This is a genomic window from Halomonas sp. (genome assembly GCF_029263665.1).
GTDB lineage: Bacteria > Pseudomonadota > Gammaproteobacteria > Pseudomonadales > Halomonadaceae > Halomonas.
Map to the genome: position 1 here is coordinate 306,488 of NZ_JAJUFQ010000003.1, position 18,117 is coordinate 324,604.

Genomic DNA, 18,117 nt, shown 5'->3' on the forward strand with positions numbered 1-18,117 from the left:
TCGCAACGCAAGGAGAAGGAGTATGGGGCAATGGTTGGCTGATATGGGGACCTTCCTGGTTCAGCTGGTTGCTGTCGGCGCCGTGGTAGCTGTCGTTGCACTATTGATTGGGCGTAGTCGTCGGGGTGATGTCTCCGTGGGAGATCGCTTGCGCATCATGGATCTAGGACGCCTCCTGGAACAGCGCAAGCAACGTTTATCGCTGGCCTTGCATGGGGCAAAAGCTCGGCGTGCGCTGCTCAAGCGCTTCAAGCGCGACACAAAGAAGGCCGATGCCAAGTCCGAAGAAGGCAAGGTAACTCATTGGGTTCTGGACTTTCACGGTAATATCAAGGCCTCGGGTGTCGAGCGTCTGGCGCAGGAGGTTTCGGCACTGCTGCTGGTGGTGAAGGAAGGGGATGAAGTGGTGTTGAGGCTTGAGTCTCCCGGCGGCCTCGTGCATGCCTATGGTCAGGCCGCTGCCGAGCTTGACCGGTTACGCCAGGCAGGTGTTCGTCTGACCGTGTGTGTCGACAAGGTGGCTGCCAGCGGTGGTTATCTGATGGCCTGCAACGCTGATCAGATTCGCGTAGCGCCATTTTCTGTCATCGGCTCGATTGGCGTGGTAGCACAAGTGCCTAACCTGCATCGTCTGCTCAAGCGGCACGATGTCGATGTGGAGCTGCATACCGCAGGGCGCTTCAAGCGGACCCTGACAGTACTGGGGGAAAATACCGAAGAAGGCCGAGAAAAATTCCAGGAGGACCTGGAGGCAACTCACGAAAAGTTCAAAGGTTATGTGGCTGAGCGCCGCCCCGCCGTCGATATCGAGGCCGTTGCAACGGGTGAGATATGGTATGGCCAGGAGGCGGTCGACATGGGACTTGCTGATGTGGTGGGTACCAGCGAAGCCTATCTGATGGAAGCAGCAGAGCAGGGACGCGTGCTATCCGTGCGTCTTGAGCCAAAGCGTGGCCTGGGAGCCCGCTTTGGGTTCGGTATTTCCCATCTGGTCGAACAGGTATGGGAACGCGTTGAAGAGCGCCTGGAAGCTTCGCGCTGGGAACGCCGCTGAACCTTGGCAAACTGGTAGAGAAAAATGCGAGAAGGCTGGCGCATGCATGCGATTGCAGCATAAGTCGGCCTTCTCCATTGTGAGTGCATCTTCGTTATTGGCCCCAGTGCTCTAGAGACCTGTTGTCAAGCGTTGTTGCAGGGTGTTTTGTTGGGTCTTGTTGAGAGTTGCCATCAGGTGTCATTGGCGGCGTTGAGCTTCACAATGGCCGCAATCACCAGGCTTGCACTTTCTCCATTGAGCGAATAATAGATCGTCTGAGAGCAGCGTCTGGTGGCGACCAGGCTTTCACGGCGCAGGATCGCCAAGTGCTGGGACAGAGCGGATTGGCTCAGATTCAGTTTCTGGTTGAGTTCAGTGACGGATAGCTCTGTGCCTTCCAGCAAGCAGAGAATTCGCAGGCGATTGTCATTGGCGATGGCTTTCAGCAAATTGCTGGCTTTGTCCACAACGGCGTCTCCGCCTTCCAGCAAACGACCTGCCACGCGCTGCGGGCTATTCATCGGCAGTCCCTCCTCCAATGAGACTTGAGGCGATCGTCAGGCGGCATGATTGTCATCCCATTATTCTTGTGCCTGTGCAGTACTGCTCAACACGTATTATCTGGCACGTTATTGTTTTGTACTTCACAGCATGTTCATGGGGCCGTTCATGCTGTGAGCGATGTGATTGACGTGCCACATCAATGCAACGCCAATACAGACATCCTAGATGTGCTTCAGTATTTCCAACATCATAGCCCATTGCTACGGTAAACGCGCCTTAAACGCTTGTTTATAGACGATCCGGGAAAAGCCGCCGGCTGTTGCTTGTTTAGGGGTTGGTGGAGAGGACGGTGAGGTGGTTTCAGGCTCAGGAGCATGAAGTCGAAACCGACAAGATGGAACAGGTTACCCAGCTCGCGTATACTGCGAGCCGTCTCTAGTCCAGTCATTTATCAGGGTTCCCTCACCCCTGGCCAAAAAGGTGCTCCATGTTTGCCCTCTCTTCGTTGCAACGGCGTCGTCTGCTGACGCTGATGATCAGTTTCCACATCGCTGTTATTGCCGCCAGCAACTACCTGGTTCAGTTGCCTTTTACCATTTTTGGATTGCATACCACCTGGGGGGCTTTCAGCTTTCCGTTCATTTTCCTGGCCACTGACCTGACCGTTCGGTTCTTCGGTAAAGGTCCGGCCAGGGCGATTGTCCTTCGGGTGATGTTTCCGGCGTTGCTGGTATCTTATGTGGTTTCTGTCGTCTTCCCCCAGGGAGGTTATGCAGGCTTGCCAGCACTGGGTGAGTGGAATCTGTTCGTCGCCCGTATTGCCCTGGCGAGCTTCATGGCATACCTGCTTGGCCAATTGTTGGATGTTCAAGTATTCGACCGCTTGCGTCGGCTGTCCTTGTGGTGGGTGGCACCTGCGCTATCTACGGTATTTGGCAATCTGGCTGATACGCTGGCGTTCTTTGCCATTGCTTTTCATAATGGCCCGGACCCTTTCATGGCACAGCATTGGCCGGAAATTGCTAGTGTCGATTACGCCATCAAGCTGGTCATCAGCCTGCTGTTCTTCCTGCCGCTCTATGGCATTTTGCTGCGCTGGTTCAGTCGACGCCTGATGTTGCTGACAGAAGAGCGTGGGCACAGCAGGCAGAGCGGTAACGCTCCTGAGTTGCCATGAATAATCGCCCCTTGCCATAGAAGGAGCCAAGATGTCTGTTGCGCTGTATTACACCGATACCGGAGGAGAAGGTATTCCGCTGGTCATCGTGCATGGGCTGCTCGGTAGTGCCGATAACTGGCGCTCTCACATCAAGTATTTTTCCCAGCGTCATCGAGTGATCGCTCTTGATCTACGTAATCATGGCCGTTCACCGCATGTCGAAGGTATGAGTTATGACGACATGGCGGCAGATGTTGAAGCAGTACTGGATACCTGCCAGGTTGAGCAGGCCCATCTGCTGGGGCACTCCATGGGCGGCAAGGTCGTGATGAGTGTGGCGCGACGTCGACCTGAGCGCGTGGCTTCGCTGATGGTGGCGGATATTGCGCCGGTGGCGTACGGACACCATCACGATAGTGTATTTGCTGCATTGCGCCGAGTTGAGGAAGGACAGCCAGAAGACCGCCGTGTGGCGGACGAGCTCATGGCTGAGTACGTTCACGACAAGCCCACGCGAATGTTCCTGGCAACCAATCTCAAGCGCGACGAAGGCGGTGTATTACGCCTGCGTGTGGGAATGGACGAGATTGAATGTGGATATCCCGACATCATGCAAGTCCCGGCAGGAGAGGGGGCGGTACATCTCCCTACTGTGGTCATTCGCGGCAGCCGTTCCGATTACGTCAGTGAAGCGCATATGCCGGCTGTGCGTGAGGTTTTGCCTGAGGCCCGCATCGTGACACTTGAGGCCGGGCATTGGCTGCATACGGAAAGAGCCGAGGAATTCCAGGGAGTTGTTGAAGAATTCCTCAACTGAGCAATGACTGGGGTCGTCACCAGAGCGCGCCCGCAGTTCCACAGGGGCCTCTGTTCCATAGGAACAGAGGCCCCTGCTTCATGTCGGTTATGCCAATGACGCCGATGACTAAAACATTCTGTGGCTCATGAGTACATTACATATCACTGGTTGTAATGTAAGAGGCGTGAGGCGAACTTAACCTGGATCAACGGCCAGCTGGTCCAGGGGAGTCTGGGTGCCAATGATGTCCTGCTCCCAGAGAAAGCGCTCCATGCGCCGATAACGCGCCATGTCGACAGCTCCAGGGCTGAGGCTGAGCCGGCTGCGGATATGCGGCCAGGCTTCGGCATTGGCGGCAGTATTGATTGAGGGTTCTCTTTCGACCAGCATGTCCCAGGCTTGGTTCGGGTGGTCGAGAATCCAGCGATCGGCCTCTCCCAAAGCGCTGACCAGGCGTCGAATGGCATCGCGCTGCACAGCATAGTGGTTGCGATTGGCGACCAGAATCAAGCCATCGTGTATGGGGATGCCGAGGCGCTCGACGGGAATGACCTGTGTGGCGACACCAAGATCGGCCAATTGCCGGGGCAGACCGAACCGCTGTCCGTCTATCACCGCGTCGATGCGTTTCTCCGTCATCTCAGGGATGACGCCGAAATGAACGTCGCGTGCTTCTACATGGGACAAGTTCAGTCCTTCCTTCTGCAGGATCGCCCGCATCAAGACGCTATAGCTGGTTTGCCGGGAATAACCGACGCGATGGTCGATCAATGACAGGGAAGAGTTGATTCCCGTGCTCTTGCGTGCAATCAGCGCAGCCATGGGAAGCTCAACCAGAGTGGCTACACGCACCAATGGTTTGCCCTCATCGACCAGGCGGTGCAATGTCGGCTGATCGGTAATTGCCAGGGTCGCGCGGGATGCTGCCACTAGTTTGGGTGGGACATCAGGATCTGCCGGGGTGCTTAGTTGCACCGTCAGGCCGCGCTGGCGAAACAGGCCAAGGCCTTCGGCGACAATCAGGGCAGCATGTTGCGGGCCTGGAAACCAGTCCAGAACAATATCGACAGGTGTCTCGGGTGGCAGAGCAATCGCCCCCGGCGGGGCTTTGGTGGTAGCCGGTGGAGGCTCGAGAGCCTGTACTTGAAATGATTCAGCATGTTGGGAAAGTTGGGTAGCAGATACCTCAGTGGCGGCAGACCCCTTGTTCAGGTAGCCGAAGAGAACCACTCCGATAATGAATGCCATGAGCAAGGCAGCGTATTGCCAAGGTCGCCGGAGGCGAGTCAACGGCATGACAGATCTCCCAGAAGTCACACGTGGCCACTCAGTGATGAAGCACGTAGTTGTGACTGTATAGTTATGGACTGCATGGCTGCGAACTGTGTGTTGTTGCGAACTGTGTTGTTGTGAACCATGCAGTCGTGAGCCGTGTCGTAGTTAATCACGTGGCAAGTCACAATGAGCAGTCACGTGGCAATAAAATCGTTACGAGGGCGCTAGTTTAGCCAAGGGCGGTGCTTGCCTGCCAGCATCAAGAACCCGCAGCTTGCCATCGCGCAGTGGAAACCGACATGTGATAATGCTCACAGTCTTAGCAAGGAGTGCCCATGGATTCGATCAACACCCTTTTTCTTTTCTGCGGCACCTTGATCGCCTTGAGCGTATTGGCCAGTCGCCTCTCGGCAATGGCCGGAGTACCGCTACTGTTGCTGTTCCTTGGCCTTGGCATGCTGGCCGGGGAAGAAGGGCTTCTGGGCATTGCCTTTGATGATTACTCTCTGGCCTTCGTGATTGGCCACCTGGCCTTGGCCATGATTCTGCTTGATGGTGGCTTGCGTACTCGTCTGAAAACTTTCCGCGTGGGTTTACGCCCAGCTCTCGGCCTTGCCACCATCGGCGTTTTTATTACCAGCGGCATTGTCGGTGTGTTGGCCATGTGGGTATTCGACCTTACCCTGATGCAAGGCCTGCTGGTTGGAGCTATTGTCGGCTCGACAGATGCCGCTGCAGTATTTTCCATGCTCAGCGGTAGTGGCTTGAATCTCAATGAACGGGTAGGGGCCACGCTGGAGATCGAGTCCGGTACCAATGACCCTATGGCGATTTTCCTTACCCTGGTGCTTATCGAGGCACTGGTGGGGGATCTCGGTGGTCCTCTGGACATGCTGTGGTTCTTCGTTCAGCAGTTTGCCCTGGCCGTGATCATTGGCTTGGGAGCAGGTTGGTTGAGTGCCCGGCTGCTGAGTTATCTTGATCTGGCTCCAGGGCTGTATTCCTTATTGGCCCTGGCGCTGGGTTTCTGTGTATTTGGCCTGACAGCGGCTCTGGGGGGCAGTGGCTTCCTGGCGATCTACCTGACAGGACTGATGATCGGCAACCGCCAGGGGCGGCATCTCAATTTCATTCTTCCTGTACATGATGGCCTTGCCTGGTTGAGTCAGATCGGTCTGTTCCTGGTGCTGGGGCTGCTGGTGACTCCCTCGGCGTTGCTGGATGTGATTCTACCGGCCTCCATTGTCGCTCTTGCGTTGATCTTCATTGCCCGTCCATTGGCGGTCGTTCTGACATTGAAGCCTTTCTTTCATTTCCGCTGGAGGGAAGTGGTCTTTATCTCCTGGGTCGGGCTCCGGGGAGCGGTGCCTATCGTGCTGGCCATTTTCCCTGTCATCGGTGGAGTTGAGCATTCCGCGCTGTATTTCAATGTAGCCTTTGCCGTGGTGTTGCTGTCGTTGTTGATCCAGGGAGGGTCTTTGCCTTGGGTGGCCAAGCGGCTCAAGGTGATGGTTCCTGATCGCGTGACACCGAATCATCGCGGCCCCTTGGGGGTTCTCCCCGAGAACGATTTTGAGATGTTCGTGTACAGAGTCGAAAATTCGGATCTCGAAGATGTGCCTATCCGCTTGTTGCGGTTCCCCTCCGGGGCGTTGATCTCGGCATTGTTCAGGGAGCACGTGATGCTTCATCCCAAGGGAAGTACGCGCTTGAGCCAGGGGGATGTCATCTGCGTCATTGGGCGTGATGATGATCTACCTGCGTTAAACCGACTTTTCAATGGTGAGGCGAAGCTGAAACACCAGAGGGCCTTTTTTGGTACCTTCACTCTAGATGCGGAAGCCCGGATGGGGGATGTCGCGGATGCTTATGGCCTGACCTTGAGCCCGGGAGAAGCTGCTCTCAGCCTGGGAGACTTCATGGCATTGCGCGTTGGTGGGCATCCTGTGGTAGGAGACGATGTCGACTGGCATGGCATTCATTGGGTGGTCAACGAAATGGAAGGCAACCACATCACCAAGGTAGGCTTGCGTCTTTATTGAGGTTGTCGGCGCAAGCCTGAATATGTAACACAGTAAGCTGAAGTGTCAGGGGCAAGAATCTAGCTTACTGTGAGGGCTGCTGGGGGCTGGTGTCGCGACGATAGAGTTTCCATGTGTCTACCAGCGTTCCATCTGGCAGGCGGCAATCACTGCTCTCTCCGGCTGCTGTCTGCCGGCGCTCGAGGGTGCCGCCCTTTTCCAGGCAGTGCACCGAGGCAGGGTTGGGCATGCCAATGCTTTTCTGGCTGCCTGGTTGTGGTGGGTTCTGAGTGGTGCATCCTGCCAATGTCAGTGAGCATGCCATTGCTGTCATCCATTTCTTCATGAACTTTCCTCTCTACAGTGAGATACGGCTGCCTATCCGGGAAATCCCGGGGGTAACAAGAGTAGCGAACGTTAAGAGTAGAGCCAAAGACATTCGCTCATTTGAAGGCCGGGCATGCCCGATTGAATGTAAAGATATCCTGACCGTGTCGCCGATGTTGATGTCGTGCCAGATCGTCATGAGGTATGTCATATGACGGTTGTTTCAAGTCTGCCGCTCATTCACTCAATCTCTCATGTTTAGAAAGCGTGCTTGGTTGACCTGCAGCCAAAAAGATATTTTTTTGGTTTCTTCTACCTTGCCATGCTGTATGCCATCGAGGTGAGAGGTTTGTCATTCATTGTGGAGAATTGACGTGGGGTATTGCGCGATCGCGCATTTACCACCAGCATAGTATTGTCGACTGGTGGATCTGGGTCGATGTTGCAATGCGAAAGCCAGTGAAAGACGCAGGTAGATAAGGCAGTTGGGGTGATGATCTTTCCCAGTCTGCTGACAGGAGAATGCAATGAATAATTATGAAATCCATGATCTGGCTTCGGAAATGGCTGAGTCTCACAGTGCTTACAAGCTGGCGCGTGAGGTGTTGAAATTGCGTGAAACAGTAGCAGGGCTGGAAGCTGAGCGTGATGCTCTGATGGTGAGGTGTGAGCAGCTACAGGACGCAATAGAAAAAGTCTTCGGCAATTCGAAGTCGAGTGCATGAGCAGCATAGTAAAAAATACTAGGCTTGATCATTAAAAAACTAATGCTTGTGTGATGCCTTTTCTAACACGCCATGGTGCCATGTTATCAAGAGGAGGAAATAGAGCTGGCTGATCGGGCATAGTGGAAAAATCAGTGAGAAGTACGCCCTGAATGGAATCGGGGCGTAAGATGGAACTCTGTTCAACATTCCCTTCATTATATGTTTTGTTCACCTGTCTTCATGGAATATTCGTCCATTTAAATCACGCGCTGCATGTTGAAAGTGACTGTTGAATGGCATCGCTTGAACTATGACTCCAGTGCTACCTCCCTTACATGTAACGAAATAGAAGACTTCTAATATGATGGCCCAATAATTATTAGAAGTTCTGCCTCCTCACCATTCATCCTCGCGTTTTCTGGTGCCTGATGAGGTCAGGATGGAAGTCGTTTGCTCCCGATCATTACTTGCGCGATACGGCACATAGTGCAGAATTACAAGAGGGCTGGTTCTACTAGACCTACTCAAGGGGAGTGGTCGCGATATGCCGAGTTCATGTTGGCTCGAGCAGAAGATCTGTGACGCAGCAGTGCCAACAGGTGAGCAAGAGGGATGCGCAATGAACAGGCAGAGGGAACTGATATATGATATTGGCACTCGTTGCGTCAGTGGCGCTCCAGAGCGATATGAAGCCTTCGCTCCAGATCTCCCTGGCTTTCGTGTTGAAATGGATAGTGAGTTCGATGCTTACAGACAGGCCCAGGAAGCTCTGGTCGAGTATCTGGCATCATTGAGTGCAGCAGGAAAGTCGATTCCTGCCCCTCAGATGAATGGCCGCTATCTGGGTGACAGGCGCTATGTCGGTGTGGTGTGGCACTTTCTGAAAGTGAACTTCGGATCCAGAAAAGCGGGAATGCCGACGGTAGAACCTGTGTTTCCCGACTTTCTGGAAGATGAATTTACACGTCTGGACTGAGGGCGCCCTTCACCCTTTGCGTGATGGCACATTGTCAGGTGGGATGAAGTTCTGTCTGGATGATGCGTCATCGTGTCACTTTGTACCGGAACGGTCTCGTCGGTGCTCCAGAGGTCTAGACTCCGTCAAGCATCCCCACCATGGGGCGTCCAATGCCTGCTGGTACAGCAAGGATGGCCCGCGTAGCATAACTCGACAATTATAGGTGCTCCGATGATGAGCTTGATCGGTAGATGAACTTGATCTGTAAAGGTTTTTTGCAATGAGTGCACTAGAGAACCGCTTTTCTGATGATGAGCGGCAAGGGCTTTACCGTGCCATTCGCGAGCGACGTGATGTGCGTTCCCAGTTTCTCTCAGATCCTGTTCCTCCAGATGTGCTGGCGCGCTTGCTGCAGGCCGCGCACCATGCGCCCTCGGTAGGATTCATGCAGCCTTGGGATTTCATTGTTATCGAGAGCCTGGAAGTGAGGCGGGCCGTCAAGGCGATTTTTCAGCAGGAAAATCGCAAGGCGTCCGAGAATTATGCAGGAGATCAGGCGGCACTCTATCGTGGCCTGAAGCTGGAAGGCATTCTGGAAAGTCCGTTGAATCTCTGCATCACCTGTGATCGTAGGCGTGGTGGTGCTCATGTGCTGGGCCGTAACAGTATTGTGGAAACGGATCTGTTCAGCACCTGTCTGGCAGTTCAGAACCTCTGGCTTGCTGCACGTGCCGAAGGCATTGGAATTGGCTGGGTAAGTATCCTGGATCAGGAACAGCTGACAAAAGTCCTGCAGTTGCCTGACGGGGTTTATCCCGTAGCCTACTTGTGTCTGGGGTATGTGAGCGAATTTCTTCCACGGCCTGAGCTTGAGGCGAAGGGATGGCGCTCCCGATTGCCATTGCAGAAGCTGGTGCATGGCGATCAGTGGGGGCAGGCGTTGGAGAATGGCCTGCTGGAGTCCATGCTGATGAATGAGCAGGACACTCGTTGAGTTCAGCTCAACGCCAGGTATGTGAAACGTCTAGCCAGGATGCCCAACGGACTATCTACGTTGATCGGGCAAAAACAAGAGAGGTTCCAGTCTGCGTGGGCTACGTTAATAAGTATCGATGACTTTCGATGATTGCTGACGCCGGTGCCAGCAAGCGGAAGGAGGCGATTATGATAAAACTGATGTGCGCCCATGATCACTGTCCTATTTACCTCAACCCGGTTCATATTGTGTGGATGAAGCGGGAAGAGTCAGAGCATTGCACCAAGATCGTCACGCTGGAGGACCCTGAAGGTTACTATGCCGTGCAGGAAGCACCAGAAGATATTCTTGAGCTGATAGGTGATGAAAGTTTTCGCTGACCCACTCATGAGCGCACCCGAAACCTGCGAAGATTCAGGTTTCGGGTGTTTCTGTCAGTAGTATCAGGCGATAGACAGGGAAGCTAAGGCTTTGCCTGTCTTAGAAACGATAAGTAAGGCCAGCCCCGATAACCAGAGGATCGATTTCTATCCCGCCGACATCCTTGTCGTTGATAGTGGCATCCGGGTCTACTTCAGCGTAGTGCCCATACATGCCGACCAGAATGTTTTCGGCGATGCTCAGGTCTACGCCTACCTGAGCGGCAAAGCCCCAGGAATCATCAATATCCGCATCGAAATTGCTGTCAGTGTCGAAATTGGTGTAATTGACACCGATGCCGACGTACGGCTGGATGCGTGATACATACCCACCCAGCGGGAAGTAGTTGAGCATCAAATTGACCGGGGTGCTCTCGATGGTGCCATGGCCGCTCAGCTCCTGCTTTGCGGTCTGGCTACCGTTCAATTCCACGCCGAAGTTGTTGTGGAACAGGTAGCCTGCGCCATATCCGAAAACGATGTCATCGTCGACACTTTGCTTCTTACTATCGACCTTGAAGGTGCTCGAAGAAGAATCAGTCTTCTCGAAACCTGCGCGGACATAGATGTCACCAGCCTGGTAAGCCAACGCGGACTGGGCACCGAAAGCAGTCGTCGTCAATAGAGTAATGGCACCTAGCATACGTGCAGTTTTCATTGGATAATCCCTTCCTCGTGAATGGTTTGGGCGATAGTACTGATGTGGCATTTATATATAAGTGTTTATGCACAGTGCTTTTAGAGAATGATCATAAATGCATCAAATATAGGGCTTGTATAAGGCTCAGGTGATTTCATAAACCTCTGTGCGAGGTGATTCGGTATTTTCAAGCACACGCATGTATCTTCAAGCGATTGTATGCAGGTGTCGTGAAAATGCCTCTATCCTTAGACCCCATTCCTGTACAATAAGCTCTCACACACAATTCGAAGCGGCTAGTATGATCAAAAAGCCTACATACGGATGTTGGTTAATTGTCATATGTGGTAACGCAAGTTGTCGAACAGGGTGGTTTGTGTGGTTTTTTGAGTAATTTATCCAGAGGCCATCCGAGCAGTAATACTGTCAGTGTTGCTATACCCACTGAAACAGCTGCCAGCACGCTCGGTTTCCACGAAATAAGCATGCTTTAGGTGACGTAGCCCGGGCGCTTCAATGGTTTTTCCCATCGGGGGGGGCATCATGTGTGACGGTGAGTTCCAGAGTGAACTCGCGAAGATTGACAAACGCCGACTGACCCCCATGCTTGGGCAGCCAGCGGTGAAACAGCCAGATAAGCTCAAGATGGTCAGCCCCCTCATCATGAACAGATACGGCTTTATCGGGGTGAAAACCAATGTCAACAATGCGCTTGCCATCGATGCAAGAAATACCCAGCCTTGCCACTCCATGTCCGTTTACCTTGTACTTGAGAAAAGGCAAGAGCACAGGGTGCCTTAGTAACAAAAAATATTAAATCAAGATATTGTTATTAGAAAACAGATAAATGGCTGGTCTGTGGAAAGAGCTCGGGGCAAGCATGATACATGTGCAGAAAAGGATATTATGAATATGTTTCAAGACACGTAATGTTACATATGGAAAAATAATAATTTAAAACAGAACGATATCCGTTTGACGTCTGCAATATCGTCGGTAATAGTCAATCATGCGGTCCAGAAATAATTAATACTAACGCAGAATCTGGAGGGGTTATGTCTGAGTCTACACTACGTGTTTTGAGTAACGATGAAATCGACGTGGTTGCTGGCGGCATCAGCTTTGATGATGCTTATAGCGACTTCATGCAAGGTGGTGCTCTGCTCGGTGGTGGCGCGGCTAGCCTGATCGCTAGCGCCTACACAGGCATTGCTCTGACTCCTGCTCTCATCATCGGCTCTTTGACTGGTCTGCTGGGAAGTCTTGGCGGATTGACAGGGGGTCTTACAGGTGGCGTGACAGGAGGGCTGCCGCTCCTCTCATAAAGCTTCTGGAGCGTCACTCAAGCGCCTGGAATATCATGTAGTTGAAGGCAATGCCCTGGGGGCATTGCCTTCTTTTGTTTCATGAAGTCGTTTAGCCAGGCTTTTCATGAGAGCAAAAGGCATGCAGCGTGATTTGATATACACATCTAGAAAGTTAAGCAGACCTCGATTGCAACCCCCATGATGATGCCAATCGTCACTCCCATGGTTGTCCATATCCATAACTTCATTCTATGCTCACTGCGTATTGTATTCTCGATATGTCGAAAGCGGCGGCCTTTATCTATCGGGCAGCATTATAGTTTGGGCTTCAGAGTAACCTTCGAAAGTGATGATGCAAAGTGGGGACGACATTTGATCAACTTGTCCTACCACCATAGAGGTACGCCAGTGCATGTCCAGAAGGCCGTGGACGGAGACGTTGTTCCAGGGTTCTTGGGGGCTACCCTTCTGTCTCCCCATCCAAGGCGTCGATGTGGCTGGAGCGCCTGGCACGTCAGTGCCATAGGCCCAGGAAGTAGCCGGCTTCACGTTGAATATGCAGCTTATAATGAAAAAGACGATGCACCGTAGCATGGTTGCATTGGTGCATCGTCTTCTCTGTACCAGATACCGCAACGGTTATTGCGCTTGCTTCTTAGAAATCAGAGATTCTTAGAAGTTGAAGTCCAGGCTGATGTCGCTGAAGTTGAAGTTGATGGAAAACTCCGTATCCAGGAACTCAAGAATGGGTTCAAAGTTGAAGTCGGGGATAGAAAGATCAAGGCTGTACTTGTTGCCACCGGTGACAGCATCGATTTCAGCAGTGTCCAACGTTCGGATTGTAGAGACGGACATAACACCCTCCATAGCTTTATCAATAGTTTGACCTGCGATGTCCATGGTAGGCTGATATAGGGTTAAATCTGTACATTTTTTGTAATTGCGCGGTGAGGCGAAGAGGCTTTGCTAGAGGTTTTTTTCGAAAAGTGTTTCCTCAGGCCAAATATGATTCTTACGGTTAGTTTTTGTTAGGTCATGTTATCGGTGCATGTTGTTGAGGTAGGCATCGCCTAAAATGATGCGAATATTTGTATAGACATCGAGTTGTTCTATGACGGTTTTAGCATGGCAAACCAAAGTAGATTCAACTGCCAGGAAACACTAAAGCGGTCACTCCTTGGCGAATCTTGTACTGAAGCATAATTATCAAGTGGTATCATGATCTTGCCATTAGCTGCCAGAGTCTGAAAAAGAGAGATCTGCTGCGCTTCATTGTCACAAGCATTGAAGATGGAAAATGATGGCGTGAAATCAAATTCATGGGGAGCAGGGGGAATCGTGCATCGAAACGTCTGGTAGCTCAATCGAAATCTAATCTGGAGCACACGGCCTGCCAGCTCCTTCTGCTCTGCGCCATAATATTTGACATCAAGAACCTCGCTATCCTCGAACAGCGATGCGTACAGGTTCATGGCTGAAGTGGCATTGCCCAGGAATATGAGAAATGGCGTTGATAGATGGCGCCATGTCTCCCCGTAGTGCGTGCAGTACCCCGGTGAGAGGAGACACCAATATATCATTTTCGATGTGTAGCGGCACTCTTGGTGGAGCAGGGAAAATAAAAGACCCCAGCCGAGGCCGGGGTAAAATTCGCAGGGAATATCTGAAGGGATACCAGAATATTCACTTGTTTATATTAGTTAATTTCAATATGTATGTGTGTAATGAATATCTTATTTAATATGTTGAATAATGACGATGTGTATAGATGAGAAACTTGTTCCTTGCGTACTGTAAAGTACATTCAGAAAGTACTTCGGAGACGACATTTATGTACGGATTCTTATGATTTTAGGAAGTAATGGGGAAGTGCTATATACTGTCTCGTTGCTTACTTTTCTGTTCATGAAGACAATCTTATGTTACATGATGGAAAATATTCTTCTAAAACTAAACAGTTGATGATTGACGTGTCCTTATTGCTCGGCAATATTGTGATAATGTAAGAGTAATGCGTGACCCCTCAGCATGGCTATCATTAATTGATATTCTGGAGAACATCATGGATGTATCTGAAATTCGTACCTTAAGCGATGAAGAAGTTGGCATGGTCTCTGGAGGCACGACTTATGATCAAGCTTATGAGTCTTTTATAGATTATGGAAGCCAGCTGGGAGCTGCTGTTGGAGCCTTGCTGGCAGGAAGCTATACGTCAACAGCACTAAGCCCAACATTTGCTTTGAACTTTGTTGACAGTTTTAGCGACATTCTGGAAGGTTTTTCCAGCCTCTCGTAAGGCATTGTCATGCCCCAGGCTGATGATAAGGCATTTTTGACAATACAGCCGGCATAATGAAATGTCAGCGAGAGAGGTCTTCATTCGCGTGTGTTTCCCTAGCAGGTATGCTCCCGCATGCATTTGGACAATGCCCTTCAAAGCATTGTCTTTTTTTATTGAGCATAAGCTGTGGGTGTATCATCACTGCTAGTGATTTTCATTGTGGTGAGGAACTGACATGGAGTTGATGGACCGGGCAGCCTTGTATAGCCGCGCAGCCCACCAGGCGGTAGGTCAGCAAAGAAAATACACTGGGGAGCCCTATTGGCATCATCCAGCGGCAGTGGCTGAATTGGTCGCGCAGGTAGCGGAGGGGAGTGAAGAGATGATCGCGGCTGCCTACTTGCACGATGTAGTGGAAGACACTTCAGTGACTCACGATGACATCATGTTTGAATTCGGGATGCTCGTCTCAGGGTACGTACTCGAGTTGACTGACTATTATGTTGATCCTGAAATGGGTAACCGTGCCCACCGCAAGGCTCTGGAAAGAGAACGGTTGGCGCATATATCGCCACAGGCGCAGACCATAAAGTATGCCGATCTGATAGATAACACCCGCTCCATTGTGTTGAGAGATCCTGGGTTCGCCAAGGTCTACATGGCTGAGAAACAGGCATTGCTGGACGTCATGCAGGCTGGCGATACAAGGCTATATGCTCAAGCAAAAGCGCTGGTAGAAGATTTTTATCGGCAACGGTGATGGCCTTGCCTGTCTCTTCAGTGGCCTCCCTCGAAGGGTGATTGTGATCGGTGTTAAACATGTTTGTTGCATGAAGTTACCTATGGATATTGATCAATTGAGAATCAAACAGTCTGAGTTTGACTTGGGCTGATGCCTCAACAATAGTTGATTGACCATTCCACAATAAGCAATACCTATGCAGGTTCGGAGGGCATAATGGAGAAGTCAACTATGCGTCATTTAAGTGATGATGAAGTCAATGCGGTCTCTGGTGGCGTAGCGGTTTCAGCGGGGGCGGATGTCTCGGTGAGTGTAGGTGTGGATGTTTCATCCAATGCTGAAGCTGATGTCACTTCCAGTGCTGGGGTGGATGTGTCCGTCAGTGTTGGTACAGGCATGTCATCAGGTACCGGAGCAGGATTCTTGCTGTTCTGATTGATTGCTCTCGACATATGGCAGGTTGGGCTTCATTTGCGAATCAGGCTCCAGGCAATGCCAGATGGCATTGCCTGTTTATTTGTGGCTATGCGCCCAGGGAAGTATACAGACGGCCATCATGTCAGAGACGCCAGGAGATGATGGGACAAAATGGCGAGTCGCCAAGACGGGAGATACACGTCAGAAACAAGGCCATCCATGGCGGGCTAGTATTGCGTCCTGTCGTGACGCGGCTGCCATCCTTGACACGATACCCATCCTGGGCGAGCTTTCTGCGTCACTCACCTACGTTAGTCTAATGTGAATGATATTGCTGTAAGACATCGCTGATTTGGAATGTAGGAAAATGGCGATATTAGATGGAGATTTTTACAAATTTTGTGCAGCGGGTATCTCTTGAAGAAGAGCGGGCCTTATGGGCCCGCCTGCCTTGCAGTAAGAGATGGAATGCTCAGTTGAGAGTATGGCTCAGGACCTTGAGAACCGAGGACTTGGGCTTGAGCGATAGCTGTTGATGAAGACGTTCGGAAAGCTCTCGCAGGGAGATCAGCCCACGGATCTGCTGGTATTCATCACTCCGTACCAGACAGTAGGGTTCGCCAGCTTCCTGCAAAGTGGTCACCAGGTCTGCAACGGTGGCTTTTGCCAGATCCTTGTAATCAAGTGCAGGCATGGCCGCACGAGGCAGCATCAGGTCGGCAGCCGTCAGGCTCTCTCGATTGATGCCCAAGGTTACCTGTGCTGCGAGCAGACTCTGCTCGGAGAGGCGCTCCAGGGTCAATAAACCAACCAGGTTGCGGTGATGATCGATGACCAGCTTGCCATCCACCTCCTCTGTAGCCATCAACCGGGCTACCCAGAGTGCCGGAGTCTCAGCACTGACGGTATGGGGGCGGTGCTGACGGAAGTCTGTCATGAGACTCAGGGCAGGAGAGTCCTGCTCAATATCGTCGAATTCCAGGGGAGTCACCAAGTGATCTGCGGTGTTGAGTCTTGATAAGGGCAAAATTTTCATATAGCAGCCTCTGCTCCGCCCACATTTTCACGCTTGGGCGGCTGTCATGAACCGGCTTGGGGAAAAGCCGACGTCAGGTGGGGGCAGAAGCTATTGCGGAGGAGCGCGGATGGAATAGGCCGTGCGGTGAAGACTGCTGTATGCCGGGGGGCGTAATGCATTGCCCATTGCCCTGGCGGACCAGGAGGTTGGGAGAGCGAAACCGATGAGCGCTTCGCTGTCTTCACTCCCTTCGTCGGATAGTGCCGTCGTCGTGAAGGCGTTGTCATATGTGGATGCTGTCAGAGCCTTGCTGGAGACGCGCGCGTCTTCCTCGCCCGCGAATGCGGTCGGTAGCATGACCCAGAAGAGCAGAGCCGTCAGACAGGCGGTCAGGACACGTTGCAACAAGGGCAGCAATCCTTCCTGGTGGACGCGCGACATGCGCATCCATGCCTTTCACGCTAAAGCACTGATCGAAATAGCACAAGAGGGTTTCATGCAGGCTACATTATCTCAAGCTCGTATCCCTTGGTGTCATCAGGTAAGAGGACATGCGGAATAAAACATTAGTGATATGAAGAACAAGGTGGCTGAAACGGCATGAATGAGTCTTTCAATAAGTTAATTACTGCAGATTTTGTTGTGCGGTTTTAAGGCTGTGATTGGCTAAAATGTCAAATATGTAAAGACAGGTATATAGACTTTTCTGTATGAAGGGAAATCCGACTAAAAATCGTGTGACAGATAGTAAATTATCTTGTTTACATATATCAACTTGTTGATGCATATGGATAATATGTATTTTGCATACAAATTTGCTTAAGATTGGTTTGTTACATCTTTTCAGGTGGTAAACCCAGGATAGGTGCGAAATAAACAGGTGCTAGGGTTGCCATTGGTTGTAAAGGAGAGTGATTGATCTTCTGCAACCTCACGCATGCATGTTGCGTGCAAATACAATTGATAAATATTGCCGTTCAAAATATCTGGACCCCTGGTACTAACCGTGGATGGAGATATAGTCATGGCAGATGAAACAACGAACAACTCAGAGCTGGGAGAGATCTTACCCACTGTGACTCCCCCGAATGTGACCCCCCCTGTTGGTGAGACGCCCCCTGTCGGTGAAACGCCTCCTGTTACCGAACCCCCTCCCAGTGAAACCCCGCCCGTTGAGACCCCTCCGGTTGTGACTCCTCCTGTCATCTGCTTTGCTGCAGGCTCGATGATTGCCACACCTGAGGGTGAAGTGGCGGTGGAGACATTAGCCATTGGTGACCTGGTGATGACGGCGAGTGGTGAGCGGGTGGCTGTGAAGTGGGTTGGGCGCCAGACCTTCCGCCCCATGGCTTCCAGTGACGAGAACCTGCAGCCCGTGCGCATCAGCGCGGGTGCTCTGGAAACTGGCAAGCCGAACCGCGATCTCGTTCTGACCGCTAGCCATGGTGTCATCATCGATGGGCTGGTCATCAATGCAGGTGCGTTGGTCAACCAAGGTTCCATTGACTTCGTTGCGTGGAATGAGCTGCCC

The 18,117-nt window shown here is 51.8% G+C and carries 22 protein-coding genes; 13 read left to right on the top strand and 9 right to left on the bottom strand.

The window, feature by feature from the left end; translation table 11 throughout:
- Positions 1–22 precede the first annotated feature (22 nt).
- Positions 23–1,054: a protease SohB gene (gene sohB, locus Q1K07_RS04695; RefSeq protein ID WP_300308553.1), complete on the top strand. Its 1,032-nt coding sequence runs from the start codon at positions 23–25 to the stop codon at positions 1,052–1,054.
- Between the two features lie 173 nt (positions 1,055–1,227).
- Here the strand turns inward: sohB and Q1K07_RS04700 are convergent, their stop codons facing one another.
- On the bottom strand, positions 1,228–1,557 hold the full coding sequence (locus Q1K07_RS04700; protein WP_300308556.1) for a metalloregulator ArsR/SmtB family transcription factor: 330 nt from the start codon (positions 1,555–1,557) through the stop codon (positions 1,228–1,230).
- A 470-nt stretch (positions 1,558–2,027) separates the two neighbouring features.
- Here Q1K07_RS04700 and Q1K07_RS04705 point away from each other — a divergent pair, with 470 nt between their 5' ends.
- A complete protein-coding gene (locus Q1K07_RS04705) occupies positions 2,028–2,717 on the top strand; it encodes a 7-cyano-7-deazaguanine/7-aminomethyl-7-deazaguanine transporter (RefSeq protein WP_300308559.1) in 690 nt (229 codons plus the stop codon).
- Positions 2,718–2,748: 31 nt separating this feature from the next.
- A complete protein-coding gene (locus tag Q1K07_RS04710; RefSeq protein WP_300308562.1) occupies positions 2,749–3,516 on the top strand; it encodes an alpha/beta fold hydrolase in 768 nt (255 codons plus the stop codon).
- A gap of 177 nt (positions 3,517–3,693) precedes the next feature.
- Here the strand turns inward: Q1K07_RS04710 and Q1K07_RS04715 are convergent, their stop codons facing one another.
- Positions 3,694–4,794, bottom strand: a complete 1,101-nt coding sequence (locus Q1K07_RS04715; protein ID WP_300308565.1) for an ABC transporter substrate-binding protein — start codon at positions 4,792–4,794, stop codon at positions 3,694–3,696.
- A gap of 314 nt (positions 4,795–5,108) precedes the next feature.
- Between Q1K07_RS04715 and Q1K07_RS04720 the strand changes: the two genes are divergently transcribed.
- Positions 5,109–6,815 (top strand): potassium/proton antiporter, encoded by a 1,707-nt coding sequence (locus tag Q1K07_RS04720; protein ID WP_300308569.1) that lies wholly within the window; start codon positions 5,109–5,111, stop codon positions 6,813–6,815.
- A 64-nt stretch (positions 6,816–6,879) separates the two neighbouring features.
- Here the strand turns inward: Q1K07_RS04720 and Q1K07_RS04725 are convergent, their stop codons facing one another.
- Positions 6,880–7,140 (bottom strand): DUF333 domain-containing protein, encoded by a 261-nt coding sequence (locus Q1K07_RS04725; protein ID WP_300308572.1) that lies wholly within the window; start codon positions 7,138–7,140, stop codon positions 6,880–6,882.
- Positions 7,141–7,648: 508 nt separating this feature from the next.
- On the opposite strand from Q1K07_RS04725, the gene Q1K07_RS04730 reads away from it, so the two are divergent.
- The 4 genes from Q1K07_RS04730 (at position 7,649) to Q1K07_RS04745 (ending at position 10,142) form a co-directional block, all read left to right on the top strand.
- Entirely contained in the window at positions 7,649–7,846 is a 198-nt protein-coding gene (locus tag Q1K07_RS04730; RefSeq protein WP_300308575.1) for a hypothetical protein, read from the top strand.
- A gap of 601 nt (positions 7,847–8,447) precedes the next feature.
- On the top strand, positions 8,448–8,804 hold the full coding sequence (locus Q1K07_RS04735; RefSeq protein ID WP_300308578.1) for a type II toxin-antitoxin system HicB family antitoxin: 357 nt from the start codon (positions 8,448–8,450) through the stop codon (positions 8,802–8,804).
- A 262-nt stretch (positions 8,805–9,066) separates the two neighbouring features.
- Complete coding sequence (gene bluB, locus Q1K07_RS04740) at positions 9,067–9,780, top strand: 5,6-dimethylbenzimidazole synthase (RefSeq protein WP_300308580.1); 714 nt, start codon at positions 9,067–9,069, stop codon at positions 9,778–9,780.
- Positions 9,781–9,908: 128 nt separating this feature from the next.
- Positions 9,909–10,142, top strand: coding sequence for a hypothetical protein (locus tag Q1K07_RS04745; RefSeq protein WP_300308583.1), 234 nt, complete (start codon positions 9,909–9,911; stop codon positions 10,140–10,142).
- Between the two features lie 100 nt (positions 10,143–10,242).
- Here Q1K07_RS04745 and Q1K07_RS04750 read toward each other — a convergent pair whose 3' ends face one another.
- Positions 10,243–10,839, bottom strand: a complete 597-nt coding sequence (locus tag Q1K07_RS04750; RefSeq protein ID WP_300308586.1) for an OmpW family outer membrane protein — start codon at positions 10,837–10,839, stop codon at positions 10,243–10,245.
- Between the two features lie 495 nt (positions 10,840–11,334).
- On the bottom strand, positions 11,335–11,604 hold the full coding sequence (locus tag Q1K07_RS04755; RefSeq protein WP_300308589.1) for a hypothetical protein: 270 nt from the start codon (positions 11,602–11,604) through the stop codon (positions 11,335–11,337).
- Between the two features lie 272 nt (positions 11,605–11,876).
- Here Q1K07_RS04755 and Q1K07_RS04760 point away from each other — a divergent pair, with 272 nt between their 5' ends.
- The gene (locus Q1K07_RS04760) at positions 11,877–12,146 is read left to right on the top strand and encodes a hypothetical protein (protein WP_149284690.1); all 270 of its coding nucleotides are present in this window, start codon (positions 11,877–11,879) and stop codon (positions 12,144–12,146) included.
- A gap of 654 nt (positions 12,147–12,800) precedes the next feature.
- Here Q1K07_RS04760 and Q1K07_RS04765 read toward each other — a convergent pair.
- Both Q1K07_RS04765 and Q1K07_RS04770 read right to left on the bottom strand, forming a co-directional pair.
- Positions 12,801–12,983, bottom strand: a complete 183-nt coding sequence (locus Q1K07_RS04765; RefSeq protein WP_300308594.1) for a hypothetical protein — start codon at positions 12,981–12,983, stop codon at positions 12,801–12,803.
- A 254-nt stretch (positions 12,984–13,237) separates the two neighbouring features.
- Complete coding sequence (locus Q1K07_RS04770) at positions 13,238–13,627, bottom strand: VOC family protein (protein WP_300308666.1); 390 nt, start codon at positions 13,625–13,627, stop codon at positions 13,238–13,240.
- Between the two features lie 563 nt (positions 13,628–14,190).
- On the opposite strand from Q1K07_RS04770, the gene Q1K07_RS04775 reads away from it, so the two are divergent.
- From Q1K07_RS04775 to Q1K07_RS04785, 3 genes are all read left to right on the top strand, one after another.
- On the top strand, positions 14,191–14,424 hold the full coding sequence (locus tag Q1K07_RS04775) for a hypothetical protein (RefSeq protein WP_300308597.1): 234 nt from the start codon (positions 14,191–14,193) through the stop codon (positions 14,422–14,424).
- A gap of 220 nt (positions 14,425–14,644) precedes the next feature.
- The gene (locus Q1K07_RS04780; protein ID WP_300308600.1) at positions 14,645–15,169 is read left to right on the top strand and encodes an HD domain-containing protein; all 525 of its coding nucleotides are present in this window, start codon (positions 14,645–14,647) and stop codon (positions 15,167–15,169) included.
- A gap of 198 nt (positions 15,170–15,367) precedes the next feature.
- Positions 15,368–15,586 (top strand): hypothetical protein, encoded by a 219-nt coding sequence (locus Q1K07_RS04785; protein WP_300308604.1) that lies wholly within the window; start codon positions 15,368–15,370, stop codon positions 15,584–15,586.
- A 454-nt stretch (positions 15,587–16,040) separates the two neighbouring features.
- Here the strand turns inward: Q1K07_RS04785 and Q1K07_RS04790 are convergent, their stop codons facing one another.
- Positions 16,041–16,604: a CBS domain-containing protein gene (locus Q1K07_RS04790; RefSeq protein ID WP_300308607.1), complete on the bottom strand. Its 564-nt coding sequence runs from the start codon at positions 16,602–16,604 to the stop codon at positions 16,041–16,043.
- A 90-nt stretch (positions 16,605–16,694) separates the two neighbouring features.
- Positions 16,695–17,027 carry a hypothetical protein gene (locus tag Q1K07_RS04795; protein ID WP_300308610.1) on the bottom strand — a complete coding sequence of 111 codons (333 nt, stop codon included), beginning with the start codon at positions 17,025–17,027 and terminating at the stop codon, positions 16,695–16,697.
- A 583-nt stretch (positions 17,028–17,610) separates the two neighbouring features.
- Between Q1K07_RS04795 and Q1K07_RS04800 the strand changes: the two genes are divergently transcribed.
- Positions 17,611–18,117: Hint domain-containing protein (locus Q1K07_RS04800; protein WP_300308613.1), on the top strand; the 507-nt coding region annotated here is incomplete at its 3' end.

Coding starts and splice junctions, on each gene's coding strand:
- sohB (WP_300308553.1), top strand. CDS start 23: ATGGGGCAATGGTTGGCTGATATGGGGACCTTCCTGGTTCAGCTGGTT.
- Q1K07_RS04700 (WP_300308556.1), bottom strand. CDS start 1,557: ATGAATAGCCCGCAGCGCGTGGCAGGTCGTTTGCTGGAAGGCGGAGAC.
- Q1K07_RS04705 (WP_300308559.1), top strand. CDS start 2,028: ATGTTTGCCCTCTCTTCGTTGCAACGGCGTCGTCTGCTGACGCTGATG.
- Q1K07_RS04710 (WP_300308562.1), top strand. CDS start 2,749: ATGTCTGTTGCGCTGTATTACACCGATACCGGAGGAGAAGGTATTCCG.
- Q1K07_RS04715 (WP_300308565.1), bottom strand. CDS start 4,794: ATGCCGTTGACTCGCCTCCGGCGACCTTGGCAATACGCTGCCTTGCTC.
- Q1K07_RS04720 (WP_300308569.1), top strand. CDS start 5,109: ATGGATTCGATCAACACCCTTTTTCTTTTCTGCGGCACCTTGATCGCC.
- Q1K07_RS04725 (WP_300308572.1), bottom strand. CDS start 7,140: ATGAAGAAATGGATGACAGCAATGGCATGCTCACTGACATTGGCAGGA.
- Q1K07_RS04730 (WP_300308575.1), top strand. CDS start 7,649: ATGAATAATTATGAAATCCATGATCTGGCTTCGGAAATGGCTGAGTCT.
- Q1K07_RS04735 (WP_300308578.1), top strand. CDS start 8,448: ATGAACAGGCAGAGGGAACTGATATATGATATTGGCACTCGTTGCGTC.
- bluB (WP_300308580.1), top strand. CDS start 9,067: ATGAGTGCACTAGAGAACCGCTTTTCTGATGATGAGCGGCAAGGGCTT.
- Q1K07_RS04745 (WP_300308583.1), top strand. CDS start 9,909: ATGATTGCTGACGCCGGTGCCAGCAAGCGGAAGGAGGCGATTATGATA.
- Q1K07_RS04750 (WP_300308586.1), bottom strand. CDS start 10,839: ATGAAAACTGCACGTATGCTAGGTGCCATTACTCTATTGACGACGACT.
- Q1K07_RS04760 (WP_149284690.1), top strand. CDS start 11,877: ATGTCTGAGTCTACACTACGTGTTTTGAGTAACGATGAAATCGACGTG.
- Q1K07_RS04765 (WP_300308594.1), bottom strand. CDS start 12,983: ATGTCCGTCTCTACAATCCGAACGTTGGACACTGCTGAAATCGATGCT.
- Q1K07_RS04775 (WP_300308597.1), top strand. CDS start 14,191: ATGGATGTATCTGAAATTCGTACCTTAAGCGATGAAGAAGTTGGCATG.
- Q1K07_RS04780 (WP_300308600.1), top strand. CDS start 14,645: ATGGAGTTGATGGACCGGGCAGCCTTGTATAGCCGCGCAGCCCACCAG.
- Q1K07_RS04785 (WP_300308604.1), top strand. CDS start 15,368: ATGGAGAAGTCAACTATGCGTCATTTAAGTGATGATGAAGTCAATGCG.
- Q1K07_RS04790 (WP_300308607.1), bottom strand. CDS start 16,604: ATGAAAATTTTGCCCTTATCAAGACTCAACACCGCAGATCACTTGGTG.
- Q1K07_RS04795 (WP_300308610.1), bottom strand. CDS start 17,027: ATGTCGCGCGTCCACCAGGAAGGATTGCTGCCCTTGTTGCAACGTGTC.